At 41.2% G+C, this 26,594-nt stretch carries 24 protein-coding genes and 1 pseudogene; 13 read left to right on the top strand and 12 right to left on the bottom strand.

Annotated elements, in window-relative coordinates; translation table 11 throughout:
* Positions 1-114, top strand: a pseudogene (locus IQ230_RS27785) (IS982 family transposase); the annotation flags it as partial.
* Between the two features lie 147 nt (positions 115-261).
* On the opposite strand, the gene IQ230_RS22615 reads toward IQ230_RS27785, so the two are convergent.
* Both IQ230_RS22615 and IQ230_RS22610 read right to left on the bottom strand, forming a co-directional pair.
* Positions 262-600 (bottom strand): hypothetical protein, encoded by a 339-nt coding sequence (locus IQ230_RS22615; RefSeq protein WP_193934488.1) that lies wholly within the window; start codon positions 598-600, stop codon positions 262-264.
* Between the two features lie 333 nt (positions 601-933).
* Positions 934-2,136, bottom strand: a complete 1,203-nt coding sequence (locus tag IQ230_RS22610) for a phosphoglycerate kinase (RefSeq protein WP_193934487.1) — start codon at positions 2,134-2,136, stop codon at positions 934-936.
* 89 nt (positions 2,137-2,225) lie between these two features.
* Here IQ230_RS22610 and IQ230_RS22605 point away from each other — a divergent pair, with 89 nt between their 5' ends.
* From IQ230_RS22605 to IQ230_RS22595, 3 genes are all read left to right on the top strand, one after another.
* On the top strand, positions 2,226-2,636 hold the full coding sequence (locus IQ230_RS22605) for a universal stress protein (RefSeq protein ID WP_193934490.1): 411 nt from the start codon (positions 2,226-2,228) through the stop codon (positions 2,634-2,636).
* A gap of 448 nt (positions 2,637-3,084) precedes the next feature.
* Entirely contained in the window at positions 3,085-3,945 is an 861-nt protein-coding gene (gene ylqF / locus IQ230_RS22600; protein WP_193934486.1) for a ribosome biogenesis GTPase YlqF, read from the top strand.
* Between the two features lie 199 nt (positions 3,946-4,144).
* The gene (locus tag IQ230_RS22595; RefSeq protein ID WP_193934485.1) at positions 4,145-5,674 is read left to right on the top strand and encodes a calcium-binding protein; all 1,530 of its coding nucleotides are present in this window, start codon (positions 4,145-4,147) and stop codon (positions 5,672-5,674) included.
* A 136-nt stretch (positions 5,675-5,810) separates the two neighbouring features.
* On the opposite strand, the gene IQ230_RS22590 is transcribed toward IQ230_RS22595, so the two are convergent.
* Complete coding sequence (locus IQ230_RS22590) at positions 5,811-6,137, bottom strand: ArsR/SmtB family transcription factor (RefSeq protein ID WP_193934484.1); 327 nt, start codon at positions 6,135-6,137, stop codon at positions 5,811-5,813.
* An 88-nt stretch (positions 6,138-6,225) separates the two neighbouring features.
* On the opposite strand from IQ230_RS22590, the gene IQ230_RS22585 reads away from it, so the two are divergent.
* The 6 genes from IQ230_RS22585 to IQ230_RS22560 all read left to right on the top strand — a co-directional run bounded on the left by IQ230_RS22585 (position 6,226) and on the right by IQ230_RS22560 (position 11,282).
* Entirely contained in the window at positions 6,226-6,639 is a 414-nt protein-coding gene (locus tag IQ230_RS22585) for an ArsI/CadI family heavy metal resistance metalloenzyme (protein ID WP_193934483.1), read from the top strand.
* A 429-nt stretch (positions 6,640-7,068) separates the two neighbouring features.
* On the top strand, positions 7,069-7,764 hold the full coding sequence (locus IQ230_RS22580; protein ID WP_193934482.1) for an LbetaH domain-containing protein: 696 nt from the start codon (positions 7,069-7,071) through the stop codon (positions 7,762-7,764).
* A 61-nt stretch (positions 7,765-7,825) separates the two neighbouring features.
* On the top strand, positions 7,826-8,137 hold the full coding sequence (locus IQ230_RS22575) for a hypothetical protein (RefSeq protein ID WP_193934481.1): 312 nt from the start codon (positions 7,826-7,828) through the stop codon (positions 8,135-8,137).
* Between the two features lie 275 nt (positions 8,138-8,412).
* Positions 8,413-9,675, top strand: coding sequence for a proton extrusion protein PcxA (locus IQ230_RS22570; RefSeq protein WP_193934480.1), 1,263 nt, complete (start codon positions 8,413-8,415; stop codon positions 9,673-9,675).
* Positions 9,676-9,781: 106 nt separating this feature from the next.
* Positions 9,782-10,867 carry a bestrophin family protein gene (locus tag IQ230_RS22565; protein WP_193934479.1) on the top strand — a complete coding sequence of 362 codons (1,086 nt, stop codon included), beginning with the start codon at positions 9,782-9,784 and terminating at the stop codon, positions 10,865-10,867.
* 73 nt (positions 10,868-10,940) lie between these two features.
* Positions 10,941-11,282 (top strand): Mo-dependent nitrogenase C-terminal domain-containing protein, encoded by a 342-nt coding sequence (locus IQ230_RS22560; RefSeq protein WP_228055242.1) that lies wholly within the window; start codon positions 10,941-10,943, stop codon positions 11,280-11,282.
* On the opposite strand, the gene IQ230_RS22555 is transcribed toward IQ230_RS22560, so the two are convergent.
* The 4 genes from IQ230_RS22555 to IQ230_RS22540 form a co-directional block, all read right to left on the bottom strand.
* Positions 11,268-12,596, bottom strand: coding sequence for a sensor histidine kinase (locus tag IQ230_RS22555; RefSeq protein WP_193934477.1), 1,329 nt, complete (start codon positions 12,594-12,596; stop codon positions 11,268-11,270). The genes IQ230_RS22560 and IQ230_RS22555 overlap by 15 nt on opposite strands.
* Positions 12,541-13,218 carry a response regulator transcription factor gene (locus IQ230_RS22550; RefSeq protein WP_193934476.1) on the bottom strand — a complete coding sequence of 226 codons (678 nt, stop codon included), beginning with the start codon at positions 13,216-13,218 and terminating at the stop codon, positions 12,541-12,543. The genes IQ230_RS22555 and IQ230_RS22550 overlap by 56 nt, the downstream gene beginning before the upstream one ends.
* 380 nt (positions 13,219-13,598) lie before the next feature.
* Positions 13,599-14,789 (bottom strand): tetratricopeptide repeat protein, encoded by a 1,191-nt coding sequence (locus tag IQ230_RS22545; RefSeq protein WP_228055241.1) that lies wholly within the window; start codon positions 14,787-14,789, stop codon positions 13,599-13,601.
* Positions 14,790-15,056: 267 nt separating this feature from the next.
* On the bottom strand, positions 15,057-15,755 hold the full coding sequence (locus IQ230_RS22540; RefSeq protein WP_193934475.1) for a fasciclin domain-containing protein: 699 nt from the start codon (positions 15,753-15,755) through the stop codon (positions 15,057-15,059).
* A gap of 590 nt (positions 15,756-16,345) precedes the next feature.
* Here IQ230_RS22540 and IQ230_RS22535 point away from each other — a divergent pair.
* From IQ230_RS22535 to IQ230_RS22525, 3 genes are all read left to right on the top strand, one after another.
* A complete protein-coding gene (locus IQ230_RS22535) occupies positions 16,346-16,621 on the top strand; it encodes a GlsB/YeaQ/YmgE family stress response membrane protein (RefSeq protein ID WP_193934474.1) in 276 nt (91 codons plus the stop codon).
* A 324-nt stretch (positions 16,622-16,945) separates the two neighbouring features.
* Entirely contained in the window at positions 16,946-17,737 is a 792-nt protein-coding gene (locus IQ230_RS22530; RefSeq protein ID WP_193934473.1) for a glutathione S-transferase family protein, read from the top strand.
* A gap of 252 nt (positions 17,738-17,989) precedes the next feature.
* Complete coding sequence (locus IQ230_RS22525; RefSeq protein WP_193934472.1) at positions 17,990-19,702, top strand: helicase HerA domain-containing protein; 1,713 nt, start codon at positions 17,990-17,992, stop codon at positions 19,700-19,702.
* Positions 19,703-19,717: 15 nt separating this feature from the next.
* Here IQ230_RS22525 and IQ230_RS22520 read toward each other — a convergent pair whose 3' ends face one another.
* The 5 genes from IQ230_RS22520 to IQ230_RS22500 form a co-directional block, all read right to left on the bottom strand.
* A complete protein-coding gene (locus IQ230_RS22520; protein ID WP_193934471.1) occupies positions 19,718-23,344 on the bottom strand; it encodes an ATP-binding protein in 3,627 nt (1,208 codons plus the stop codon).
* Positions 23,345-23,644: 300 nt separating this feature from the next.
* Complete coding sequence (locus tag IQ230_RS22515) at positions 23,645-25,264, bottom strand: DUF2079 domain-containing protein (RefSeq protein WP_193934470.1); 1,620 nt, start codon at positions 25,262-25,264, stop codon at positions 23,645-23,647.
* 150 nt (positions 25,265-25,414) lie between these two features.
* A complete protein-coding gene (locus tag IQ230_RS22510) occupies positions 25,415-25,801 on the bottom strand; it encodes a type II toxin-antitoxin system death-on-curing family toxin (RefSeq protein ID WP_193934469.1) in 387 nt (128 codons plus the stop codon).
* Complete coding sequence (locus IQ230_RS22505) at positions 25,798-26,046, bottom strand: AbrB/MazE/SpoVT family DNA-binding domain-containing protein (protein WP_193934468.1); 249 nt, start codon at positions 26,044-26,046, stop codon at positions 25,798-25,800. The genes IQ230_RS22510 and IQ230_RS22505 overlap by 4 nt, the downstream gene beginning before the upstream one ends.
* 141 nt (positions 26,047-26,187) lie before the next feature.
* Positions 26,188-26,403, bottom strand: coding sequence for a hypothetical protein (locus IQ230_RS22500; RefSeq protein ID WP_193934467.1), 216 nt, complete (start codon positions 26,401-26,403; stop codon positions 26,188-26,190).
* Between the last annotated feature and the right edge of the window lie 191 nt (positions 26,404-26,594).

Below are 26,594 nucleotides of genomic sequence, written 5' to 3'. Positions count from 1 at the left end.
CATCGTAGTCCCGTCAATTTTGGTGTTAATGTCCTCTGTGGTTTGATTGCTTATTGTCATCAGCCCAAAAAGCCCTCCCTTCACTTAGAATGGGCTTTACCTCCATCTGCTTAACCCGAACTCAGGTCAGTTAAAAATTTTCATGCCTCTGGCACCTTTGGAAAGCGAACAATTCAAAACGTGCTAACGCACCGCTACGCTAACAAAACTGAGAACTTAAAATTCAAAACTAGCCCTCGCCCGTCACTCCTCACTCTGATACTAATCGTTACCAGTTGCTTTACTAACTGCTTCTTTTGCTCCTTCTACTGCTTTTTGGACGATGCCTTCACCTTGGGCAGTACCTTTAACATTTTCTTCGTAGACTTTTTCAGGGTTCTCTGCCGCTTGTACTTGCTCTTCGTAAGCTTGCTCCCGTGCACTTACGTCTTCTGGAGTACCCTGTGTCATCGTTTCTTGCTGCATCATAGCTTTGCTAGCAGCCAAACTAGGTTGAGTTGCAAAAATCAACAGACAAGATACACTCATAAGACTCACCAAACCTAAAATGACTAGGCTTTGACGAAACGCTTGCTTCAACACAGCAAAAATCCGTTGCATATAAATATTTCCTCACTTTTTTGTGATGTTAGTGTAAAAATTACTGACACACCCTGTAAAAATCAAGCTGAATTGCATCCTACGTGGCAGAGTTATACAGTGCCTTCTACCTGAAGGGAGAGATAAGACAGAGGAGATTGGAAGTTATGAATCGTGAAGTGTTGAGTTATGAGTTAAGAAAATTCTGATGCCTCCGGCACGCTGTGCGAACAATTCAAAATTCAAAACTCAAACCTAGCAACTAACCACTCTTTCACTCCCCTCTCACTCCTCGACGCCATTTGCTACAACGGGGGACACCCCCGCAACGCAGTGGCTCCCCCTCACCCCTACTTAAGCTTCATCCAAAGCAGCGATTCCAGGAAGTTCTTTACCTTCAAGTAACTCTAAGCTAGCACCACCACCAGTTGAAATATGACTCATTTGCTCAGCGACACCAACTTTTTCTACTGCTGCTACCGAGTCGCCACCACCAATAATGCTAGTAACACCTTGTTTGGTGAGATCGGCAAGTGTTCGTGCGATCGCTTCAGTTCCAACTGCAAACTTATCAAACTCAAATACGCCCATAGGTCCATTCCAAATCACTGATTTGCACTCAGCCAGTGCATCTTGGAACATCTTGACCGAATCAGGACCAATATCTAATCCCATGCCGTCTTCAGGGATATTTTCAACGCTAACAGTTTCTGCGTTAGCATCTGCCGCAAATTTGTCAGCAACAACGACATCAGTAGGTAACAACATTTGAACGCCGCGTTCTTTTGCTTTAGCCTCTAAGGACTTAGCAAGTTCTAGCTTATCGTCTTCTACCAACGATTTACCTACATTTAAGCCACGGGCTTTGTAGAATGTAAAAATCATCCCGCCACCCAAGATTAGCTTGTCGCACTTGTCCAACAATGTCTCAATCACACCAATTTTGCTAGAAACTTTAGATCCACCAATAATGGCTGCTAAAGGACGTTGCGGATTTTCAATCGCACTTTGGAGATACTGTAATTCTTTTTCAATCAAGTATCCAGCGACAGAGGGGCTGAGGTAGTGTGTCACGCCTTCTGTGGAAGCATGGGCGCGGTGGGCTGTACCAAACGCATCATTGACGTACACATCTGCATTTGCTGCTAGCTGTTTGGCAAATTCAGGGTCATTTTTCTCCTCTTCTTTGTGGAAGCGGACATTTTCTAGCAATAGCACTTGACCATTTTGCATCCCTGAGACTTTGTTCGCCACTTCGTCCCCGATACAGTCATCGCATTTGATCACTTCTTGACCAAGTAGTTCCGAAAGGCGTTTAGCAACAGGAGTCAGACGTAGTTTGTCATCAACTCCCTTAGGGCGTCCAAAGTGGCTCGCTAAAATGACTTTAGCGCCTTTTTGGATCAAATCTTGAATTGTAGGCAGTGCTGCCCGAATCCGAGTATCATCAGTGATGTTCCCTTGGTCATCCAACGGGACATTAAAGTCCACTCGCACTAATGCACGCTTACCAGATAAGTCTGAAGACGATAAATTTGCTAAAGTTTTTTTGGACATAATTGACAAGTTCCTCCTAACTGGATTCTTAATTAATTATTAAGCGCCGTCCACATTTTACCGGAGTCGGGGTATCAACGATGCCTGCAATGTTTAAGACTGTTCTATTTCCCATCGATCAAAGTCGAGATGCTAGAGAAGCGGCTGAAGTTGTTGCTGATGTCGTGAAAAAGTACGATAGTCGCTTGGTGCTGCTATCAGTAGTAGAATCCGCGGACTCAGAAGATGAGCCTGGTGCTGACATGATGGCGTCACCTGATGCCGTAGCACAACTTCTGCAAAATGCTCAATCACTCTTTACTGAGCGAGGCATCCAAGCTGAGACAATCGAACGCGAGGGTAAGCCTGCGTTTGTTATCTGTGATGTAGCAGACGAAATTGAGGCAAATTTAATTATTATGGGTTGCCGTGGTTTAGGATTAACCGAAGAAGGTGCGACAGATAGTGTGACTAACCGAGTCATCAATCTTTCTCCCTGTCCGGTGTTGATCGTTCCTTAAAAGCGATTAACTGTAATAATCTTGAAGGCATATGTTAACTCTTGAGCAAATTGAAGCCACTAGAGCAAGACATTGCAGACGGTAAACTAGATGCTTTGGCTGAAGAGGCGATCGCAGAGTTTAAAGCGGGTTGCTGCCGCGAAATTTGATGCACTATACAACACAAAGATTTTGGAAGTGATATGATGCATTGCCTGAAAGTATGCAAAAGACGGCAAATCAATGTTGTGAGCCTCTGAAAGCTGATCCGTCTCATCCGTCGTTACACTTCAAGAAGATTGGTAAAAGTACTGGTCAGTTGGGGCGAGATTAGATTACCGCGCTTTAAATGTCGAAATGGAAGGTGGTATCTTGTGGTTTTAACGGAACTCATGCAGAGTACGACAGGCACAACAACCAAAAGCTAGATTACCAGTAATTGCTAATTGCTAACAGCTAATCGCTAAAAATGACAACTCCCTCTATCCAATGGTATCCAGGTCACATTGCTAAAGCGGAAAAGGCACTCAAGGAACAGCTAAAGCTTGTCGATGTTGTGCTGGAAGTTCGTGATGCGCGAATTCCTTTAGCAACACATCATCCGCAAGTCAAAGAGTGGATAGGGAATAAAACGCGGGTTTTGGTATTGAACCGCATTGACATGATTCAACCGCAAGCACAGCGAATGTGGACACAGTGGTTTCGAGAACAAGGGGAAGAACCGTATTTCACAAATGCGCAAAAGGGTGAGGGTGTCATCGCCATAGCTAAAGCAGCACAAGCTGCAGGGGTAGCAGTGAATCAACGACGACGCGATCGCGGTATGTTACCACGTCCCGTACGGGCGGTTGTGATTGGTTTTCCGAACGTCGGTAAATCAGCACTGATTAATCGGCTATTGAAGCGCAAAGTCGTAGAAAGTGCAGCGCGTCCTGGTGTGACGCGACAGTTACGCTGGGTGCGTATTTCGGATCAACTTGAGTTATTAGATGCTCCTGGGGTGATTCCAGCAAAGTTGAATAATCAACAAGCCGCTTTTAAATTAGCGATTTGTGATGATATCGGTGACGCATCTTACGATAATCAACGTGTTGCTGCTACTTTAGTTGATTTACTCAAGTCTTTGACTGCTACCGCACCAGAATTATTCCCCGAAGATCCTCTACAGCGTTACAAACTCGAGCCTACTTTGTTTACTGGTGAAGCATATATTTACACCTTGGCACATCAACGCTATCAAGGTGATGTTGAGCGCACAGCACGATTACTATTGACAGATTTCCGTAAAGGTGCATTAGGAGCAATTTCTTTAGAGTTGCCACCAGAATAAATTTTTGGCGATGAGACGCCTAGCGACCATTTCTAGAACTGCTTCGTAACGACCCGTACTGTGATAAGAAGCTCACTTGGCGATCGCTTTTTGTATCAATTTCTTAGTAATTCAGTACGGGAAATATCGTATTGAATGCTGCTTTATAGCTTGTTAATACGTTGAGTAACCCCAACGGAAACTCAATGGAGACGTAAATATGGTAACTAAATACGGCAATAACGGGAATAACACAATATTTGGCAGCGACGGCAATGACTTCCTCTTTGGCTTTGCTGGGAGTGACACACTCTATGGCATATGGGCTGATGACTATCTGGATGGTGGAGATGATAATGACTCACTCTATGGCAATGATGGTGATGACTCACTCTATGGTGGGAGCGGCAATGACTATCTCTATGGTCAAACTGGCGATGACTTCCTCTATAGCAATGATGGCAATGATTCCCTTTATGGCGGGGGCGGTAGCGACAGGCTCGATGGTGGAACTGGCAATGACACACTTGTTGGCGATGAAAGCGATGGCTACCTCGCCGGTAATGACTTCCTCTTTGGCGGATACGGTAACGACAAACTCTATGGTGGACTTGGTAATGACGTCCTCCTAGGCGATGAGAACAACGACTACCTCTATGGCGATGAGGGCAATGACTATCTCTATGGTGGCGATGGCAATGATTACCTCTATGGCGGCGAGGGACAGAACAACTTCTATGGCGGGAATGGCGTTGATTACCTCTATGGCGGTGATGGACGAGATAACCTCCACGGTCAAGATGGCAATGACCAACTTTTTGGCTTTGGTGGTAATGACTCTCTCTATGGCGAAGGGAATAATGACTCTCTGTTTGGCTATGCCGGTAATGATTCGCTGTATGGCGGAACTGGCAATGACTCCCTCTATGGTGGATATGGCAATAACAACATCTATGAGAGCGGCAACGATCTTCTTGATGGCGGGAGTGGCAACGATCTCCTCTATGGCAATCAGGGTCAGGACACCCTCTATGGTGGGAATGACCATGACTTCCTTGATGGCGGAGACGGCAATGACAAACTCTACGGCAATCAGGGTCAGGATATCCTCTATGGCGATAGCGGCTATGGCGTGAACGGCAATGATCTCCTCGATGGCGGAAGTGGCAACGATATTCTCTATGGCTTTGATGGCGGTGACTCCCTCTACGGCAAAGAGGGCAATGATTATCTTGATGGTGCAGGCGGCACTGATGTCCTTACTGGCGATGATGGCAATGACACCCTTAATGGTGGGAACGATCCTGACTGGCTAGTTGGCGGAAGCGGAAACGATACCCTCAATGGCGGGAGCGGCGACGATCTCCTCTATGGTTATGGTGGGACTGGTAGTGATGGCAGCGATCGCTTCGTTTACAGTACCGGTAAAACCTTTGCGACAGCGGATGTGGGTATTGATGTCATTGCAGACTTTATCCGTGGCAGCGACAAAATCGTATTAGACAAAACAACATTTACAGCGATCGGTAGTGCTCCTGGGACTGGTTTTAGCTTGGCTAGCGAGTTTGCATCTGTTAGTAGTAACGCTACAGCAGCAATCAGCACTGCCAACATTGTCTACAACTATATGAATGGCTACTTGTTCTACAACCAAAATGGTAGTGCAGCAGGCTTTGGGACAGGCGCTCATTTTGCAACGCTTTCAGGCGATCCAAACATATTCAGTTCCGATTTCATTATTCAAGCATAACAGTAGCTTCTCGCCACTTATGAGCATCCAGCCTCTATGAACTCAGTCTTCCAGCATGACTTTTGCAGGAGGTTTTATCTGAAAAATCTATATGCTGATTTCTTTGTACCAGATCTGTTTTATTACACGGCACAACCTACAAGAGTGATTCTCGCAACATTGCTAACTTCTCTGGCAAAATTTGGTAATAGATCCACGTCCCACGTCGCTCTCGTTTTAGCAAACCTGCTTCATACATTAGCTTGAGATGGTGACTTACGGTTGGTTGCGAAAGTCCTAACGGCTCTGCTAATTCACAAGCACAAACCTCTCTAGATGGCTGCGCTGCAATTAAACTCAGCATTTGCAGCCGTACAGGCTCGCTCAACACGCGAAAAATCGCCGCTAGATGAGTCGCCTCATCTACTGTAAGACGACCGGAGAGCAAGGGTGTACAGCAAGATGTAACTTTAGGTAACTTCATATTTTTTATATTGACACATATCGATATAAGGTACATAATATTGATAGACTTAAATATTGATAATTATCAATATAAGGAGGATCAAACTATGCCTCGCGTTCAATTGGCACTTAATGTTCGTGATATTGATTCTGCTGTTGATTTCTACAGCAAACTTTTTGCTACCGAGCCAGCAAAACGCCGCCCAGGTTATGCTAACTTTGCGATCGCAGAGCCTCCCTTGAAACTGGTACTGATCGAAAACCCGAAAGCAGCAGGTAAGTTAAATCATCTGGGAATTGAGGTAGAGTCATCTGAACAAGTCAGACAAGCTAGCGATCGCCTTCAACAAATTGACTTATCTGTGACACTTGAACCCCAGACTACTTGTTGCTACGCTTTGCAAGATAAAGTTTGGGTGAAAGATCCAGACGGTGCCGACTGGGAAGTCTATGTAGTTTTAGAGAATTCGGCAACCTTTGGTGTGTCTCAGAAAACTGAAGCTCCAGTTTGTTGCTCGTAGGCTGATTACCTAGTTTGGAGTGCGTATTTGGATGGAATCGAGTACCACTGCTAAGCTTCAAATCAATACTCCCAATCAAAAAAATAAGTTGTGTTATACGATATGCGTTGTAGAAACCTGTGAAAACAGGTTTTTTCTGTGTCACCACATTTTTAATCACTCAGGCTTGAGTTAGGTTTAGCTTCTACTTATAAAAGTCCCCAATTCCTTCACTGCAGTTTATCCATCTAAATATTGCCGTTTCGCTGTAGCTTGCAAATATCAGTAAAATTAATCGTAAATATAAAATGTCCCTACTTTGCCACTTTTTTGTCCCGCTTTTGTTACTTTCATTGAACTAATCTATCCAAAGATTAGAGAACTTCCACAGAAGATAAATAATCCAGAAGTTCTGAAGTAGCAACGAGTAAACAAAAAGAGGCAATTCTGATGAATAATATTGTTTTCATGAAAAGCGATCGCGCCAGCAACATCAACGACAATAATGTACACATTCATGCTAATGTCCGCGCATCGTTCAACGAATATGAAACAATTCCAGAAATTCATTCTACCGCCTACATTCATCCTTTAGCCGCAGTGATTGGTAATGTTCATCTTGGTAAGCGGGTAATGGTAGCGCCAGCAGCATCTGTACGGGGCGACGAAGGACAACCAATTTGGGTAGGTGATGATGTTAATGTGCAAGATTGCGTAGTCCTCCATGCTTTAGAAACTCATATTAATGGTGAGTTGGTACGCGAGGCTGTTGTTGAAGTTGAAGGTGAGTATTACGGAGTTTACATTAGCGATCATGTTTCATTAGCGCATCAATGCCAAGTACATGGTCCAGCTAGCATTGGCTTTGATACTTTTGTTGGGATGCAAGCTTTAGTATTTCGTGCAACTGTTGGTAATAATTGTGTCATTGAACCTAAAGCATTGGTTATGGGCGTCACCATTTCTGATGGCAGGTATGTCCCTGCTGGTGCTTTAATTACTACCCAAGAAGCTGCTGATAATTTGCCATATATTAGTAACGAATATCCACTGAAAAGTTTAAACAATGCTGTAGTTCATGTAAATACGCAGCTAGCGAGAGGCTATCAAGAACAAAACACATTAGTCAGTCTAAGAGCAGCCTAAAATCTAGCATTTGTTATAAATCAGGACTTACGCAGTACAAGCCCTAGAGGCAAAGAGTGCAGTGATTGATAGTAAAAAACACAACTCAATCATAGCTTGGCAATTAATTTATCTTGGGCGTAAGTCTTGTTTCACCAATGATTTACTGAAGGCAAGCAAAAATATGAAACCACATAAACTCAAACTAATCACAACAAACAACAATTATTTAGTTAAATCTCAATCACTTGCTGGAGTAAGTATTTCTGATAGACAGAATATCCCTGCTGGTGCAATTATTACAACTCAATCTGCTGCTAATAGATTACCTACTCATCAGATCGCTTCAAAAACTTCTTTAATTCGTTTGCAGATACTATCTGTCGTATCATAGTTGTTAGCAGTAAGTTAGAAAAGAATACAAAGTTTTATAGGTTTTTAAAACTTACGTACTACGAATAAAATTGAGATTTTGAAAACCTAAAGCAAAAGAATGAGCAACACCTATCTTCTGACGTAAGTGACAACTAACCGCATCACAGAGTTGAAAATTACGTACTCTCCATCTTATCCATTGCTGAGTTAACTCATTTAAGTAACTACTGCTACAAGGTTACTGCGATCGCTCAACATAAGTTCCACTGATATCTAATTAGTAGGAGATACCTCATGACGTCAATATTTCCTCACAATCAAACTTACTTTCTAACTTTCAAAGGGCATTTGTACAAATTTAACCAAAGAATTTTAAACACGCCAGAACGAGCGTTAGAACAAGCTTATAAGTCTGCGTTAAAAATCAAGGAACTAGAAGATGAGTATTTTGGTGGAAAAAAAAATTCAGTTGAATTGAGTAAACAGAGTGCTTATATTAGTTCTTTTGTAAGAACTAATTTAGATAAACACCTAAATATTACCAAGTTACGGCTGACAGAATTTAACGCAAGTTCATTTATTCTTGGTAATTTAACTCAAAATCATTTATTCAAGTTAAAAATCATTGATGAAGTATTAGCAAAGTACGCACCTAAACAAGATATATCTTCAGCTTTGGTAGACACAAATAAAGTAGCGAAGCTTGTAAAAAATGGTAGCGATCGCGCCTACTCATCTACTATAAATGTGCAGATTGAAGGCGTTACTGATAAAACAGGAGCTGTACCCAGATCAATTGGCAGAACCATCAATCGTATTAAAAAAGACTTTAATCCTCAAGCCGAAGCAGAAGTACTGCAACAATTTCGTAGTTCGCGAACGAAAACACTCATTGCTGTTAAATTTCTAGTCATTTTAATAGCTGTACCTCTAGTTACGCAACAAATCTCTAAACATTTTTTAATCAGCCCAATCGTTGAACGTGTTAGAGGCGAACAAACTCAATTTCTCAATTACGAAATGAAAGAAGAAGCCATGCGCGAATTGCAAAGCTTTGAAGACGGTCTAAGATTTAATAACCTAATTACGGCAACTCCAGCACTTTCACCAGAAGTGATTGAAGGACAAGTCAAAGAAAAAGCGACTGAAATTGCGCAAGAATATCATCATAAAAGTCATAGTGCAATTAGTAATGTATTTGCTGATTTAATTGCTGTTGCTGCTTTCATACTTGTCTTACTAATAAGCAAGAAACAAATTATTGTTCTCAAGTCTTTCATGGATGAAATTGTCTATGGACTTAGTGATAGTGCGAAGGCTTTTATCATTATTTTGTTCACAGATATATTTGTCGGTTTTCACTCACCTCATGGTTGGGAAGTTGTTTTAGAAGGAATTGCTAATCACTTGGGTATTGCAGCAAATAGAAGCATTATTTTCCTTTTTATTGCCACATTTCCAGTTATTTTAGACACTATTTTCAAATACTGGATTTTTAGATACCTCAGTAGAATTTCTCCTTCAGCAGTAGCAACACTAAGAAACATGAATGAATAGTACCTTGTGTTCTAGCCTAACGCCTGTGGCTAACGGCAACTTCTATGGAGAATACAATGCGGTTTATTCAATGAGTTTACTTTTTAACAATATACTGAGGTTAAACATGGTATTTCCAATCAACAAAAAAGTTCGTTCGCGCAGACACGCTTGGCAACAAAAAGGTGCACCACAAAGAAAATCAGCAAAGTTTCGTTTTCAGAATTCTCTACATCATAAAAATGTTTCTTCAAGATCGTTTAAAGAGAAATTTCGTATTTATACCGGTGAGCAATTAAATTGGTATCAAGTAATAATTCGTCTTGCAAGTTCAGTTATTCCTGGAATTTTACCGTGGGTACTTCTATGTGGAGGATATGGCTTTCTCATTGCGCTCATCAATCATTTTGGTTATTTATCAGTTTTCCGCGACAATAAAGTGGTTCCTAATGTTGTTTTGATTTTAAATATCGTACTGAGCTTGTTATTAGTTTTCCGGACAAATACAGCACACGAACGCTTTTGGGAAGGGCGTAAACTGTGGGGAGCAATGGTGAATACTGTGCGTAACTTAGCACGAGGTATTTGGATAGTTGTTGAAGAGAGAGAACCTGGCGATCGCGAAGATAAAGCAGCTGCATTACGCTTAGTTGTTGCCTTCTCAGTTGCTATGAAGTTACACCTACGTAGAGATCCTGTTAATCCTGAGTTAGTGCCATTAATGACACCCTTACAATATCACAAGCTTGAAGTTATCAATCATCCTCCATTAGAAATTGCTTTTTGGATCGGAGATTATCTTCAACACCAATACGAACGCCAATTCGTAAATGTTTTTCAACTCACAGCTTTACATGAGTTACTTGATGACATGGTAGATATTTTAGGAGGTTGCGAACGAATTTTAAAAACTCCTGTTCCTCTAATTTATACTATTGTTCTCAAAACTTTGTTGATATTGTATTTCCTTTTATTACCTATAGAAATTGTTGCTGGATTAACTTGGTGGACGAGTCCAATTCTAGCTTTTATCAGCTTTATTTTACTCGGAATTGATGAAATTGGTGCAGAAATTGAAGAGCCTTTTGGGCACGATCCTAATGATTTACCATTAGATTTTATTTGTAATACAATGCTGCGAAATGTCGATGACTTGATTACTCTTTCTCCTATTCGTCGTCAAACTTACGAAAAGCTGAGAAGAGTTGCTTGATTGCAACCTCTACTCTCTAAAACTAAAAAAATATTCTAGAGAAGTGAAAACAATGAATATACTACAAAGGAAAATGAAGATTAGTGCTACTAGCGTAGTAAATTTTACACGAATTGGCTCATATTTTATAGCAATATCAAAATTTAATATCCTTCAGCAAATACGCCAGCGGTTAAATCGTACTGCAATTCAAACTCCCAGCTTAGCACGTCGTTTGTGTCAGCTTATTCCTGCACATTGTCCTTTTGAGCGCAACGTACAAATTTTTAAGCGTAATTTTTACATTCCATCTCTTTGTAAGTTGAATCCTTTGTATGAAGAACTCATGGCGTTACGCTTTAGAGCACTATCTTATCTAGCTGATGAGTGTGGTGAAGATGTCACTCAATATTGCATAAATTTAAGCGGTCGGTAGATACACTTGAAAACAGCTACCTACACTTAAAGTACTACTCACCGTAATTTTTCCACCATGTTGATGCGCAATTGTTTGAGCGATCGCAAGTCCTAATCCTAGTCCTTTTGTTTGAGGCGATCGCGCTTTATCAGCCCTCCAAAAGCGCTGAAATACAAAGGGTAAGTACTCTGGAGCAATTCCTATGCCATTATCTTCTACACGCACAACAACATATCGCTTTTGTTGCACCATAGAAATAATCACGCTTCCCCCTGTTATCGTGTACTTAAGGGCATTGTCTACTAAATTGGCAAACAATCGCTTCAGTTGTGCAGGCTCGCTATTCACTAAAATGCTGGGGATGAGTTGCAGCTTAAGCACAATTCCTTTTTCTTGTGCGTAAGGTTTGAAGAGTTCTACAACATTGTATAAAATCTCATTCAAATAAAGGTATTTCCAACCCGCCGGTGGTGCTACTACTGCATCGGTACGCGCTAAAAAAAGCAAGTCTTCGGACAGACTCACAAGTTGATCGGCAGCACTAGCGATCGCAACAAGCTTTTTAGCATCACTCGGATGAACTCGTTCTGGATGGCTTTGCATCACTTCAATTGCAGTGCTAATTGCAGTCAAAGGATTCCGTAGTTCGTGGGAAGCGTCTGCAGTAAACTCTTTAAGTCTTTGAAAGCTTTTCTCAATCGGTTCTAAAGTTTGTTGAGTCAGTAAGACAGCACCAATCGCCATGAAAATCAGTGCAATTGCGTTGCCAACTCCCAACCCAATAACTAATCTTGCGATCGCACTTTCTATTTCTTTGGTAGATTCATTTGCACGGATATAACCTTCCAACTCTAATCTTTGCAAGCTATCAGCAACCACAGAACTTTGACTATCTGAGTAGACAGCAATGGTTAATGTCCGAATTTGTCCTTGTTGTTGAATATTTTGATTCGTTCGTTTCAGAGGTAACGTAGAAAATATCTTACCTTTTCGTGCCAGAATCTTACCATTTGCATCGAACCATTCTAAACTCTGATCTCGTTTAAATAGTTCGCGCCACGGTAAATCTTGGTTAACGCTTTGTAGTCCTTCAGTTTTGACGGCGTTTAAACTAGGGACAGCAGCTTGGGCTAAAGTCAGTAGCTGATTGTTTAAGTGCTGCTCGTGACTGCGAGTAAAAAATACGTATACTGCTATACTTGACATCCCCAGTACTGTTGCCATCACTGTTAGATACGTTAGTAAAAAACGACAGCGCAAGCGTTGAAACATTTGCTTAGGGGTTCGATTTGAGTCTGTAGCCCAACCCGTAAACTGTTTCAATAAAGTCATCAGGCGCTCCTACTCCTTTCAATTTCTGCCGTAGACGCTTAATATGAGCCTTAATTGTGTCTTCTCCAGGCGGTTCTTCAAAAGACCAAAGATTCTCTAAAATGGCGTTTCGGTTAAGCACACTGTTACCTTGACGCAAGAAAAGTTCTAAAAGACGGTACTCTTTTGGGGTAATTTGTAATGGTTGCTGATGATAAGTGACTTCACAAGTATTCGAGTTAAGACACAAACCTCCCCATTCTAAAGCAGGAGGCAAAGTTGAATTGCCTCGCCGGATTAAAGCACGAATCCGTGCCATTAATTCTTGTAGTTTGTAAGGTTTGATCACATAATCATCAGCGCCTGCATCTAGACCTTTAACTTGATCGCTTGTTGTATCTCGTGCTGTTAACATCAAAATTGGCATTGAATAGCCCTGTGAACGTAGTTGTTGGCACAAGCTAATGCCATCGATTTTAGGTAGCATGAGATCGAGTACAAGGAGATTGTAGGTAAAAGATTTAACAAACTCCCAGCCAGTTTGACCGTCAGCTGCAATATCAACAACATAGTGTTGGTCATTCAAAGCTTCCGCAAGCGAATCTGCAATGCGTTCATCATCTTCAACTAATAAAATTCTCATGGTAGGTAGTTACCTTGAGTCTCTGCTTTCATATCAAATAGCAATATACTTAATAATCTTGTAATAGCAACTGCATTGAGTGGTAAACGTAGAGCAATACAGTTTGTTTATATCTAAATAAAATCCGGTTCCATTCCTCAACAAGACCGAAATTCTTGAAAATGTTACCCTAATTTAATAGAACCTGTTTCCAAAGTCAATGTAACAGTTGTTAGGCAGTTGATTATATATTATCTAACACTACATTTACTCATATGTTAGGCTATATCGCTTTTGTGAAAAATAGATGAAAATTACATGAGAAGATTCTTATATTTGCCAGAAATATGCTGGTTTGATAAGTTTTGAGATCGTTGTTTTATTAGGTGGGGCATAAGTTTTCACAAAGAAAAACCCATTCCTTCCAATCCTTGGCGCAGCCGCTCTGCTTCCGGAGAACTTTGCATTTCATGCAATGCTATTGCCTGTTTAAAAGCAGCTAAACTGTCATTTAATTTGCCAGATTTGAGCAGGACAACGCCTAAATTTTGATAGGCTTCAGCATAATTAGAATTAAGTGCGATCGCTTGACGGTAATTTGCGATCGCTTCATTGAGCGATCCCATCGCTTTTAAAGTCATCCCTAGGTTATAATAACCAGCAGCAAACTTAGGATCGATTTGTAAAGCAATTTCATATGCCATTTTTGCTCCATTAAGATCGCCAGTTACTTGCCTTAAGTTACCCAAATTGTTGTAAGCACCGAGTTTGAGTAATGGATAGATTGATAGGCCAATTGCTGCTTGATAATGTGCGATCGCTTTTGGTATTTGTTGTAATTTGCTATAAGCAATTCCTAAATGGTAATGTAATTCGTATAATATTTGCGCATTAAGACCACTGCGCTTGAGTCCCTTCTCTAGTAATTCAATTCCTCGTTGCCAAGAACCAGTTTCAACGTACAATGCACCAAGCTTGCTGCACACATACGGATCGTTAGGGTGACAGTTATAAAATCCTTCCATTGCGGTTTGGGCTTGGGCAAACTTATCTTTTTGGGCGATCGCACTCCGTTGATAGCCTTGATGGAGAATTGCGACATTGGGTAAGTAACCAATCTGCCATTGCGGTTCTTGACTCATAATGTGAGTCACACTATCGTCTACTAAAGCATGATAAGGTCGAGAAAAGCAAAGGTTGGGGTGACGTCGAAATAAACGTGAAACTTGTGAGTAAGGTGACTGTGCAGCACCTACTTCTTGTCTCAATAAATTAACAAGCAGAAAGCGATCGTGTTGTATGGCTTGCTTGAGCAAGGGAACGATGTCTGAAACTAGCACTTCATCAGCATCTAACACCAGTACCCAGTCACCACGCACATACTTTAAAGCCTCATTCCGTGCTTTGGCAAAATCATGACACCACTCAAAAGGATAAACTTCAGCACCAAGTTTCCTTGCAACATCAGGTGTGCGATCGCTTGAACCGGTATCTAGCACAATCATTTCATCAACAACACTTTGAACACTACCTAGACACTGAGGTAATGTTTGTTCTTCATTTTTCACAATCATGCACAAACTAAGTTGCATTTTTCCCACATACTGATAGCAAGCTGTGGCAATATTAGCTCATCTCACAGTCAGTGGTGAGCAGCCACTAACCACTAACTCGTTATAAATATCAAGGCACATTGGTCATTCAACCTTATGCAAAAAGACTCCCTAATCAGTTAATAGCTGAATGGGAGTCAATTATGTAGCTGTTAACACAAATAAAAGTAACCAATGTTAAACACAATGTCTCATTAATGCTACACGTGCTTTATCAGACGCGATCGTGCCATCGATACTCTAAGATTAAAGATTGGGTGGTAACAATACTCTGTCAATTGCATGAATGATACCATTGCTAGCTTGAATATCTGGCTGAACAACTGTTGCGTCATTCACTGTCACTTGATTACCAGAAGTTTTAACATTAATTGCTTCACCCTCAACGGTTGGAACTTCCCCAGGTTGCAGTTCGGTAGACTGAACTCTTGCCGGAACAACGTGATAAGTTAAGATTTGGACTAAGAGTTGTTTGTTCTCTGGTCTTAGCAGTTCTTGTAGCGCATCTTGCGGTAGTGCAGCAAATGCTTCATCTGTAGGAGCAAAAACAGTGAATGGTCCTGTTCCTGATAAAGTTTCAGTTAAACCTGCTGCTTGTAAAGCTGCGGTCAATGTCTTGAAAGAGCTGTTTGCTGCAGCCAAAGCTACTATATTATTTGCTGCATCAGGAGAAGTTCCTGTTGGTGGTGTAGTTGGCGTTGGTGTTACTGGTGCTGGTGCTGTTGGTGTTGGTGTTACTGGTGCTGGAGCAACAGGAGGTGTGGTTCCTGGAGTCGTGCCAGGAGTTTGATTGTAGGGAGGCTCGTTGAAAATACTTGGTCTAGGATTGAGAACTCCTTGACTTTGTGCAACTATGGGAAAGCCTGCTGCGATACTGACGCCTACAACCCCTAACCAACCAGCCAATCTTTTAAGGGGAATACTTTGGTTGTGCATTTTTGTCATGAGTCTTGTTATCAATTTTTAAGTTTTATATCATTAAAATCCAAATTTATAAAGTTTTTTCCATACCACCGCGCAAATCTAACTTAAGAAATAGCTCACTTCTCGAATGATGAGAACCTACCTAAATATAGATATGCAGTAAGTCCCAAGAACAATCTCTATTATCACGTGCTGCATCTTGATGCTTTATATTCATTACTAACGTCATACGCATATAGTATCTATACAAGCTTGATATATAATTTTTGCTTTTCTTCAAAGCTAATCTAGAGTTCAATTATGACAATAAGTAATAGTTAAATTTGACCAAGATGCATAATGAGGAACATTTGCTCTCTTTATAAACTTTACACAGAAAATTTACTGTTACTTTATCAGTATTTAATCTAGGCTTTAAAATCTTTCGTATGCTTTAAAAATACCAAAAAATAGTTTGTCCCAGCTTATTTTTACTTCTCTAATTACGAAATTGCTCGCTAAAATTCTAAGACTTTAGATTCTTACTTACGATAGAGGCTATTAGCTTGTTGCAATTGATACTCTGATTATGAAAGGAAAAGAGCTGGTAAGAGTATAGGAGGAAATAAAACATGGAATTTCTAGCATGGATTGTTTTAGGTCTTATAGCTGGTGCGATCGCAAAAGCAATTTATCCTGGACATCAAGGTGGCGGGATTCTAGCAACAATTATCTTAGGTATTTTGGGTGCATTAGTTGGCGGTTGGCTAGGTAATGCACTTTTTCCAGGAGCAGGGGCAGCAGGTGCAGCTGCAGGCGCGTTGACTATACCCAGCATTATTTTTGCAGTCTTAGGCGCAATTATTCTTCTCTTCATTTGGGGCTTAATTGCTCGTCGTACTGCATAAGTAGAATAGAGACGCAGTATAAGTCTTACACTTCATTAGCGCAATGTTTTTTGCTCCTCTCGCTATACGCTAGAGGAGTTTCAATATATATTCATGTTTTCTCTAAAACCTGCATAAATTCCCTCAGTAACAATCAGTTGAAATCTACCTTACTCTCAGGTGATTAACTTAAGAAAATAAGACAACAGAGAGAAAAAGAATCAAAAGTAAGAATTATGACTATTTATCAAGTTAAAAGGTAACAAAGACACTACTTTTCTACTGAGTGACTACCTATAATGTTAAGTGTTTTGTGTATGTAGGGAAAGCCGAAGCGGAGGAAAAATGTTGGAATTGTACCAATTTGAACTATCGCAATACTCAGAAAAAGTTCGTTTGATTTTAGATTTTAAAGGGTTGGCATATCGTAAAATTGAAGTTACCCCTGGAGTTGGGCAGTTAGAGCTTTTTCGCTTGACAGGTCAAAGGCAAGTACCAGTATTAAAGGATGGCAGTCAATATGTTGCTGACTCTACAGAAATTGCCAAATATCTAGAACGTAAATATCCCGATCGCCCAATCATTCCTTCAGATCCGAAACAACGTGCTGTGTGCTTACTGATTGAAGAATGGGCAGACGAATCAATTGGGATGAAAAGTCGCAAAGCCTTATTTGGCGCACTGAGTCAAAGTGAGAACTACCGAAAGTCATTGTTGCCTATGGCTACACCTGACTTAGTGAAAACACTGATAGGAGTTGTGCCTAATGATGTTTTAAAAGTACTTGGTTTTGGTGTTGGATATGGACCAGATGTTATTAAATCAGCTGAGGAAGACTTGAAACAAGATTTGGAAGTTCTTTGTTTGCTGCTAGCTGAAAATTCTTATTTAGTTGGAGATCAACCAACACTTGCAGACTTAGCTGTTGCCGGTTTGTCTATGTTACTAAGATTTCCTGATGGACCTTACCTAGAACTACCCGCAACTTTGAAAGGAAAAGGAATTCCTGGTATAGGCGATAATATTGCTTATCAGTCATTTTTTGACTGGCGCGATCGTCTATATACGCAGTACCGTAAACCCTTAACAGCAGTGAGTACAGTAGGTTCTACACCAACCTCAATTCAAATCGATTAACTGAAGAAGGGATCGGGCAGAGGTCAGGGAAAGACAAATATTCTTGAGGAATGGGCTAGACTATACGAAATGCTGGAAATTCGTGTCGAGTCCGCAGTACATAATGTATAAGATTCTGCCCTCAATAGCTCGCTTTTACGCATGAATACCTCTGAACTCAAAACTCTGATCTCTGACCTTTCCAAACAAATTGCTAGTCAGAAAGAAAAATCCAGCGTAAGATAAGGCTGCATAAGGATCGCAGTGAATGCTATGAATTCGGCACAGCCATTAGGGTCAGTCACACACGGATCGCTCAGCCAGGGGTTAGAAGTGAGATTGCATCCAGATGTTTCTGTAGAAGATATGCGGGTAGGAAAATTCCTGATCGTCGAAGGCGTGCGATCACGTTTCTTCTGTATGCTAACCGATGTTGCTCTCTCGACTTCTAGCAACCGAATTGTTGCTAATCCTCCTAGCCCTAATGATGATTTCTTAAGAGATGTGCTAGCCGGAAGTGGAACTTATGGCACGATTAACCTGACTCCAATGTTGATGTTTACACCAGAGGAAGAATCGACGAGGGATTTTCATCTTAATGTTAGAAATGGCAGTTCTTTAGCTTCATTTCAGCCGCAGAGTAGCAGTAATATGGAACTTCTACCTGTAAAGACGATTCCAAGTCACTTTAGTCAAGTTCATGAAGCTTCTGAACGTGATTTTCGGGCAGTATTTGGTTGGGAAGACGATCCGCACCGTCGTAACTTTGCGATTGGTCAACCATTAGATATGGACGTGCCAATTTGTCTTGACTTGGATCGTTTTGTAGAACGAAGTAACGGTGTATTTGGTAAATCTGGTACTGGTAAATCATTTTTAACTCGCTTGCTGTTATCAGGAATTATCCGCAAACGTGCCGCAGTTAACTTAATCTTTGATATGCACTCTGAATATGGTTGGGAAGCTGTATCAGAAGGAAAACAATTTAGTACAGTAAAAGGCTTGCGCCAGTTATTTCCTGGACAAGTGCAAATGTATACTCTTGATCCGGAGTCAACCAAACGCCGTGGAGTTCGCGACGCCCAAGAACTCTATCTGAGTTATGACCAAATAGAAATTGAGGATATTCGCTTAGTTGGACAAGAATTAAATTTATCGGAAGCAAGTTTAGATAACGCTAACATTCTTTTCAGTGAATTTGGTAAATCCTGGATTCTTCAGTTGCTAAATATGACCAATGAGGAAATTCAGATGTTTTGTGATGAAAAGCGGGGTCACAAAGGTTCCCTGCTGGCGTTACAGCGTAAACTGATGCGCTTGGAAAACCTCAAGTATATGCGTTCTGCTTGTCCGCACAATTATGTCGAGCAAATTCTTCAGTCTCTTGAAGCGGGTAAACACGTTGTTGTCGAGTTTGGTTCGCAATCAGATATGCTTTCTTATATGCTGGTGACAAATATGATTACACGTCGCATCCACCGCGCATATGTTCGTAAAGCAGAGAAGTTTTTACAATCCAAAAATGCCAGCGATCGCCCAACCCAATTAGTGATTACCATCGAAGAAGCACACCGATTTCTCGATCCTAGTGTTGTCGGACAAACAATTTTCGGCACAATTGCCCGAGAGATGCGCAAATACTTTGTCACTCTACTTGTAGTAGACCAGCGCCCTTCGGGAATTGATAACGAAGTAATGTCCCAAATAGGAACTAGAATTACAGCATTACTCAACGACGAAAAAGATATTGATGCGATCTTTACTGGTGTTTCTGGAGCACAAAGTTTAAGGTCAGTTTTGGCGAAGTTAGATTCTAAGCAACAAGCGTTGATCCTCGGTCATGCAGTTCCTATGCCTGTTGTTGTGCGTACTCGTCCATATGATACTCAATTCTATGCAGAAATTGGGGATGTTGCTTGGGAAGAGAAATCTGATTCAGAAGTATTTGCAGCGGCTGAATTGGCAAAAGCAGACTTGGGCTTTTAATACCATAGAAGAGTCCTACTCGTTTCGATTGATTAAGTTGGCGATCGCCTGCACCAACTTTTCTGGTTCTACAGGCTTGGCAAGATGATCCTGAAAACCTGCAGCGAATGCTTGTAGTTGATCGTACTCGCCAGCGTAGGCGGTAAGGGCAATTGCAGGAATTCTAGAACGCTGTCTTACTTGTCGCATCAGCATATAGCCATCAACATCTGGCATGCCAATATCGCTAATTAAGATATTAGGTAAAAATGAATCAAGGGTTAGTAATGCGTCTGCTGCTGATGCAGCAATGCGGACTTTGGCTCCATACTGTTCTAAGATTGCTAGCACTAACTCTTGCATATCAACTTCATCGTCTACAACAAGAATACGAACGCCCTGTAGATGTAAAATACATGAAGAGTGATTTTTCTTTTGCTCATTGTCTTGTGAGTCATTTTGCGGTAGTGGTAGTTGCACAGTAAAAGTTGTGCCTTGTCCTTCACCAAGACTTTCAGCTTTGACATAACCGCCATGTAACTCAGTGATTTGGCGGACGATCGCCAGTCCTAACCCAAGTCCTCCAAATTTACGAGTGGTTGTGCCATCCTCTTGACGGAAGTATTCAAATACATAAGGTAAAAAATTGCTATGAATTCCCTTACCAGTATCCTTGACTTGAATTTGTGCAATGCTCTCAAGTTGTTGCAAATGAACTTCAATACGTCCGCCTGTTGGAGTGAACTTAACAGCATTCGATAATAAATTCCATACAACTTGTTGCAGGCGATTACTGTCACCAGAAACTAATATTTCTGAGGCAAAGACCTTTTGGATTGAGATGTTTTTTGCTGCTGCGGCTAACCGTACAGTTTCCAACGCCGCCTCAACGACATTGACTAAATTTACACGAGTAACATTAAGAACCATTTTACCGCGTAAAATCCGCGAGACATCGAGTAAGTCTTCAATCAGTTGCGTTTGTAACTTAGCATTACGTTCAATTGTTGCTAAAGCTTTAGCAGTAGTTTGTTCGTCAAATTTACGTGATTGCAATAGATTTACCCAGCCGAGGATGGGATTGAGGGGCGATCGCAACTCGTGTGATAGTACTGCCAAAAATTCATCTTTAATTCGGTTTGCGGTTTCGGCTGATTCTCGTGCAGCTTTTTCACTCGCTAGTAGGTATTCGCGTTCTTGTTCAATTTGTTTGCGTTCGGTAATATCTTGGGCAACTCCAGCAATGCGATATGGCTGTCCATTATCGTCGCGAATCACGAAACCGCGATCGCTGACCCAACAAATCGAACCATCAGGACGCACTACACGATATTCTTGCTCGAAATAGCCGTTTTGCAGACATCGTACCCCTGCAGTTTTTACCTTTTCTCGATCTTCCGGATGAATTGTTTCAATCCACAAACGATGATCTTGATACAAACTTTCGCGGGATCGTCCCCACATTCGTTCATACGCAGGGCTGATGTAGAGATGATGATTTTCCTGTGGGTTCCATAGCCAAAACACATCATGAATTGTCTCTGCCATTTGGCGAAATCGCGCTTCGCTTTCTTGTAGTGCTGCTTCAGCCTGTTTGCGATCTGTAATCTCAGTGGTAAACATAGAAACGCCGTTAGCAGAAGGATAAACTCGATTTTCGAACCAACGCTGCCATTTTGGATAGAAAAATTCAAATTGAACCGATATTTGCTCGGTTACTGCACGTTGTAGTTCGGTATTAAACTGCGTATCTATCAAATCAGGAAAGACATCCCAAAGCGTTTTCCCTATAAAGTCTTCTCGACGCATTCCAGAAGTTTCTAGAGTGCGGCGATTGACATAGGTATAGTACCAGTCGCGATCAAATGTCATAAAGACATCGTTGATACTTGCTAAAACCGTCTCTAAATTCTCGCTAGCAGTTTCTGCGGCAACACGCAACTCATACTCGCGCTGAGCTGTCTCTTGCCGTAACTGTGCCATACTGAGATTAGCTTCAACTCGTGCTAATAGTTCGCGAGCCGAAAATGGTTTAATAAGATAGTCATCAGCACCTGCTGCCAAACCTTTAATTCGTGACTCTTCACCAGCTTGTGCAGAGAGCAGAATAATTGGTATTTCTCTTGTTTGCGGATTGGCGCGTAACGCTTGTAATAACTCAAACCCATCCATGCGGGGCATCATAAGATCAGTTAACACCAAATCTGGCGGGTTTTGTTCGATAGTATGAAGGGCAGCAATTCCATCAGCAACCGTCTCTACTGTATATCGCTGATTCAGCAATCGCTTGACATATTCACGCATATCTGCATTATCATCAGCTAAGAGAATCCGTGCAGTTTGAGAGTTTTGAATTGAGGATTCAGAACTTAACTCAGAACTCTCATTTGGTAGCCAGCGTAAAGCTTCTTCTACATACGCAGATGCTTCTAATGTTATTGATGTGTTGCGAGTACTAATGCGATCTTGAGGGAGATGGACGTACCCAGTGGGGATTGACACTGTGAAGCAACTACCTTGACCTACTGTGCTGTTGACTGTAACTGTTCCACCGTGTAGCTTCACCAATTCTTGCACAAGCGATAGACCAATGCCAGAGCCTTCGTAACTGCGCCCCTGCGCTTCTTTCACGCGATGAAACCGTTCAAATAGATGTGGAATTTCTGCTGCTGGAATGCCAATACCTGTATCTTGTACTGCTAGCTCAATATAGTTTTGAGTGTTGAGTGTTGAGTATTGAGTTGAATTTTTCCTCATTTTCAGGGAAATTTCAATTTTCCCGCTAAAAGTAAATTTGAACGCATTGGAGAGTAAATTTAAAACAATCTTTTCCCACATCTGTTGATCGACATATACAAGTTCAGGAAGTGGGGGACAATCAACAACTAAACGCATTCCGGTGCGTTCTACCGCAGCACGGAAAGTACTTGCCAATTCGGCAGTAAGCGTAGCAAGATCTGTCGGTTCGTATATAGCTTGTGTGCGTCCAGCTTCAATGCGAGAAAAATCAAGCAGGGTATTGACTAGCTTAAGCAAGCGTAGTGCGTTGCGATGCGCCATGTCTACTTGTTGGCATTTGTCTTGAGATAATCCCGCAGATTCAGCCAGGATTTCTTCCAATGAACCCAACATCAGTGTCAGCGGTGTGCGGAATTCATGGCTAATATTGCTAAAAAACTCTGTACGAGAATGTTCTAGTTCTTGTCGTGCCTTTTCATCTAATTTCTCTTGAGTAATGTCACGCACTTCGACAATTGTCCCCACAATTCCACTACCTTCGCGGATTGGACTTGCAGTGTAAGCAACAGGATAGAAGCTGCCATCTTTACGAACAAAGACTTCTTCGCCTTGTTCTTGATTGTTTTGCGGAAATGCACGATCTATCGGACATTCTTCAAGTGGATAATGACTACCATCAGGACGGGTATGGTGGATAATGTCATGCAAAGCCCGTCCTCTTACTTCATCAAGGCTGAAGCCTGTCAGCTTCTCTGCCGCAGGATTCATATAGACACATTGCTGGCGATGATCCATGATGAAGATCGCTAATGTAGCATTATTGCAGACAACTTCAAGATAACGTTTGTAGTAATCTGCGTTAAGCATCTCCATTTGTGACAGAGGGTTAGCTTCGTCAGGGAGAAATTCACTTTCCAATGCCATATTCCTTCTCAATCGTTTCTGCTGTTAAAAAGCTCCTGCGAAGCTGTAAAATTTCAGCTAAAGTTGTTCTGAGTCAGAATGGTTAAGCGATATTCTGCTCAAGCGTTGAACGTTTTTCCAACCACTGCCCAATGTTCCTAAGTTAGCGTTGTGAACTTGGCGTATCCTAAGTACAGTTTGACAAATGATATATCTCATTATCTGTCAGTAGGTAGAAGTATTTTTCTGCCTTAAGACAGACTTTGAACGTAGCAATTAGCAATTAGCAATTGGCTATTACATGATTCAAAAACATCTACTTCAAACTCTTGATTTTAAAATTCGTTGTCGAAAAGTCAACCATGCCGTGATTGCTTGTGGTTGCGATGCCACACCACGTTGCATCAAAATGATACCATCTTGAAAATCAATAATTCCGTATTGTTGGCTATTGGTGAGTTGATCAATTGTCGTGATGCTAGTTTGTAACAGTTGTCGTTCTTCGTTAAATGCGGCTTGATATTGCTGTAATTGCCATAAATCTGCGATCACATACTTTACTTCAATTACTTCTCGTGCATCGTTACGCAACTGCAACATAGGCCAACGTAAAATTTCTCGACGACTTGAAAGATGCGGTACTATATAAGTCGTTGCAGACACGCCAGCATCTGCAGGAATTTGATTAAGTAGCGATCGCAGTTGTCTGACGTGACGCCATTGTTGGGGTAGTGAAACGTAAACCCAAGGGTTGAACGAATCGGGTAATAAAAAGTAAAAACTGCGATTGAGACTTGAAGCGCTGGAAGTAAATGAGAAAAACAGCGATAAACAAATACAAATTATCCAAAAGCGACGAAATGCAAGTTTGAGTTTTCTGGGATGCTCCGCCCACCAAAGAATTGCACCATAAAATAAACCTGGTACAACAGTCATTGCATAGCGAATGTTGAGCGCTAACACTGATTGTCCCTGACCTAAAAATAATTTAAGTAACGGAAAACCCGCGATCGCCCACGATGCTGGTGCAACAGCAGGTACAAATGCTAACGGCAACCACTGACCAACTAAGTATTTAATTGTGCCAAAAAAGGGCGTAAATAATTCGACAATCAACCGCCACGGGTTACTCACCATTCCCCAAATAATATCTAATGTTGAAGCCTCTGAACCATCGGCATACTGTCCAAACCTTTCTAACATGAAGCGACGGGAAATATCTTGCGAAAACAGCGGCATAATCGCATTTGTTAGTAATAGCATATACCCAAAGCTGAGCGTACATACTACAAGCCCAATACGCGGGTAGCGCCTACTGGTAATTAAATAAAAGCCAACTCCAAATAACACAATCCCGCTATCTTCCCGCACTGCTAAAGTTAAGACTGCAAGTAGCCAAAATAGCCACCACCAGCGTTTTTCCATCGCCAATAGTAGCCCAAAAACAAACAGAGGAATTTGACTGATATCATGAAAGTTGGATTGTGTTGGACCTAAAACCGCATTCGCAGCGTAGAAGCTAGCAGTAATCATGGCGGCGATCGCGGGTGTAAGATACTGTCGTGCTAATGCATACAACACCAAACCCGCCGCAGTAACGAACGTAACTTGTAAAACAGTTAAAGTTGCTGGCGAAGGAAACAGCGCGTAGATTGGTAGCCACAGTAGTAATGCTGGCGTGAAGTGTTGTCCTAAACGGTGATAGTAAACTTCAGGAATTTCGCCACTATGAACGACGTTTGTAGATAGACTCGAAGAAAGCGAACTTTGAAAAAATCTGCCGTGGAGATTGTTCCAGAATACTTGATTAAAGATACCTTGGTCGAATGTTGCATAAAAGCTATAGTAGCGGTGTAAGCCTAAGATTAAGTTCAGCACAAAAAATGCGATCGCTGCCCCAATCAATAACCTGGTTCCTGACTTCTGCCGTTTAAATAACATGACTCACTCACGCTCACACTCAATATATATAAGAGCGTCAGCAAGTATTGTAAAGCCTAATAACGAATGCTATCGCAACTCAATAGTAGCTTATCTCTAAACTCTCCGAACCAGTTACCGAAATGGAGGGTTCTTATTTTTAAGAAACAATTAAGTTAATTCAACACAATTTTCTTCAAAAATGAAGGCTAACTCTTCTTCAGTAATGTTGCCTATGACAAACTCAACAAATATTTCAACTAAATCAACTTCTTCAATTGTGGATCTATAACCATTTAGATATAAAAAAACTAATGCCATTTCAGCCGCAGTTCTTTTGTTACCATCTATAAAGCAGTGAGCTTTAGCGAGAGTTGCGTAACAAGCTGCAAGTTGAAAAACACTAGTTTCAGGTTTGTAATATTTCAATGCTTGCGGACGATTAATAGTCGCTTCTAAACCTCCACAATCTCTAACTCCTGTACTTCCACCATGTAATCTAATTTGGTCATTATGCATTAAAATAACGTCATCAAAACTGAGCCACTCTATATTCACCGATCAGCTAATTCCTTAAAAGCATTTCTATATTGACGGTGAATTTCACGTCTTGCCTGCATTACCTTTGCTTTGTGTGGATCGTAAGGCGTTAACTTAACCTCTCCATTTGGTAACTTCTCTGCAAAAATCTTATCACCCTGACCTACATTCATATGTTTTACCAAGTCTTGAGGAAACGTTGTCCCTAAAGAATTTCCTACTTTGCGTACGCTCAATGTCTCAAATTCTTCTGAAGCGTTCACTTTAACTCCTTGACCTATAGTTATAACACTGTAATAACAAAATATCAATATCAACATATCAAGTCAAGTAAGCGGCTAATGCTGGTAAATAACTCAGTACGAGGTACGTCACCCATTAGTTGTACAATGCGATCGCCAAATTTATTCTTTTGTAAAACAACGACCTTTACAATAAGAACTGTATTGCGCAATATGATACCCACCAGAAGTATAAAAATCCACCGTTAATAGCTCAGAACTATAATCATTAAGATAATCCCACCAGATATTTTCTCTAATACTCTTACGTTCTTGCTTAGTTAGTTCAGCCCATGTAGGTGTTTGTCTAATAGTAATCAAAACTCCTGCATTAGTCATACTAACTTTTCTTGTGTATGGATAAAGACCTCCAGAATTATTAATAACGTCAGTTCGGGATAAAAAAAGGAGGGGGCAAGTAAGCTGAAATTAAGTTAAACCATTCAGCGCCCCGTCCTATGTCTAGTTTAGAAGCATTGTTTTGTGAGGTCGATGATTTTTGCACATATTTTGAACCTCAGTGGCATAGG

This window comes from Gloeocapsopsis crepidinum LEGE 06123 (assembly GCF_015207655.1).
Classification (GTDB): domain Bacteria; phylum Cyanobacteriota; class Cyanobacteriia; order Cyanobacteriales; family Chroococcidiopsidaceae; genus Gloeocapsopsis; species Gloeocapsopsis crepidinum.
The sequence above is the reverse complement of the archived record's forward strand: the minus strand, read 5'-3'. Positions and strand labels throughout refer to the sequence as shown.

What these genes read in the sequence shown, in the direction of transcription:
- IQ230_RS22615 (WP_193934488.1), bottom strand. Translation starts at nt 600, where the DNA reads ATGCAACGGATTTTTGCTGTGTTGAAGCAAGCGTTTCGTCAAAGCCTA.
- IQ230_RS22610 (WP_193934487.1), bottom strand. Translation starts at nt 2,136, where the DNA reads ATGTCCAAAAAAACTTTAGCAAATTTATCGTCTTCAGACTTATCTGGT.
- IQ230_RS22605 (WP_193934490.1), top strand. Translation starts at nt 2,226, where the DNA reads ATGTTTAAGACTGTTCTATTTCCCATCGATCAAAGTCGAGATGCTAGA.
- ylqF (WP_193934486.1), top strand. Translation starts at nt 3,085, where the DNA reads ATGACAACTCCCTCTATCCAATGGTATCCAGGTCACATTGCTAAAGCG.
- IQ230_RS22595 (WP_193934485.1), top strand. Translation starts at nt 4,145, where the DNA reads ATGGTAACTAAATACGGCAATAACGGGAATAACACAATATTTGGCAGC.
- IQ230_RS22590 (WP_193934484.1), bottom strand. Translation starts at nt 6,137, where the DNA reads ATGAAGTTACCTAAAGTTACATCTTGCTGTACACCCTTGCTCTCCGGT.
- IQ230_RS22585 (WP_193934483.1), top strand. Translation starts at nt 6,226, where the DNA reads ATGCCTCGCGTTCAATTGGCACTTAATGTTCGTGATATTGATTCTGCT.
- IQ230_RS22580 (WP_193934482.1), top strand. Translation starts at nt 7,069, where the DNA reads ATGAATAATATTGTTTTCATGAAAAGCGATCGCGCCAGCAACATCAAC.
- IQ230_RS22570 (WP_193934480.1), top strand. Translation starts at nt 8,413, where the DNA reads ATGACGTCAATATTTCCTCACAATCAAACTTACTTTCTAACTTTCAAA.
- IQ230_RS22565 (WP_193934479.1), top strand. Translation starts at nt 9,782, where the DNA reads ATGGTATTTCCAATCAACAAAAAAGTTCGTTCGCGCAGACACGCTTGG.
- IQ230_RS22560 (WP_228055242.1), top strand. Translation starts at nt 10,941, where the DNA reads ATGAAGATTAGTGCTACTAGCGTAGTAAATTTTACACGAATTGGCTCA.
- IQ230_RS22555 (WP_193934477.1), bottom strand. Translation starts at nt 12,596, where the DNA reads ATGACTTTATTGAAACAGTTTACGGGTTGGGCTACAGACTCAAATCGA.
- IQ230_RS22550 (WP_193934476.1), bottom strand. Translation starts at nt 13,218, where the DNA reads ATGAGAATTTTATTAGTTGAAGATGATGAACGCATTGCAGATTCGCTT.
- IQ230_RS22545 (WP_228055241.1), bottom strand. Translation starts at nt 14,789, where the DNA reads ATGCAACTTAGTTTGTGCATGATTGTGAAAAATGAAGAACAAACATTA.
- IQ230_RS22540 (WP_193934475.1), bottom strand. Translation starts at nt 15,755, where the DNA reads ATGACAAAAATGCACAACCAAAGTATTCCCCTTAAAAGATTGGCTGGT.
- IQ230_RS22535 (WP_193934474.1), top strand. Translation starts at nt 16,346, where the DNA reads ATGGAATTTCTAGCATGGATTGTTTTAGGTCTTATAGCTGGTGCGATC.
- IQ230_RS22530 (WP_193934473.1), top strand. Translation starts at nt 16,946, where the DNA reads ATGTTGGAATTGTACCAATTTGAACTATCGCAATACTCAGAAAAAGTT.
- IQ230_RS22525 (WP_193934472.1), top strand. Translation starts at nt 17,990, where the DNA reads ATGAATTCGGCACAGCCATTAGGGTCAGTCACACACGGATCGCTCAGC.
- IQ230_RS22520 (WP_193934471.1), bottom strand. Translation starts at nt 23,344, where the DNA reads ATGGCATTGGAAAGTGAATTTCTCCCTGACGAAGCTAACCCTCTGTCA.
- IQ230_RS22515 (WP_193934470.1), bottom strand. Translation starts at nt 25,264, where the DNA reads ATGTTATTTAAACGGCAGAAGTCAGGAACCAGGTTATTGATTGGGGCA.
- IQ230_RS22500 (WP_193934467.1), bottom strand. Translation starts at nt 26,403, where the DNA reads ATGACTAATGCAGGAGTTTTGATTACTATTAGACAAACACCTACATGG.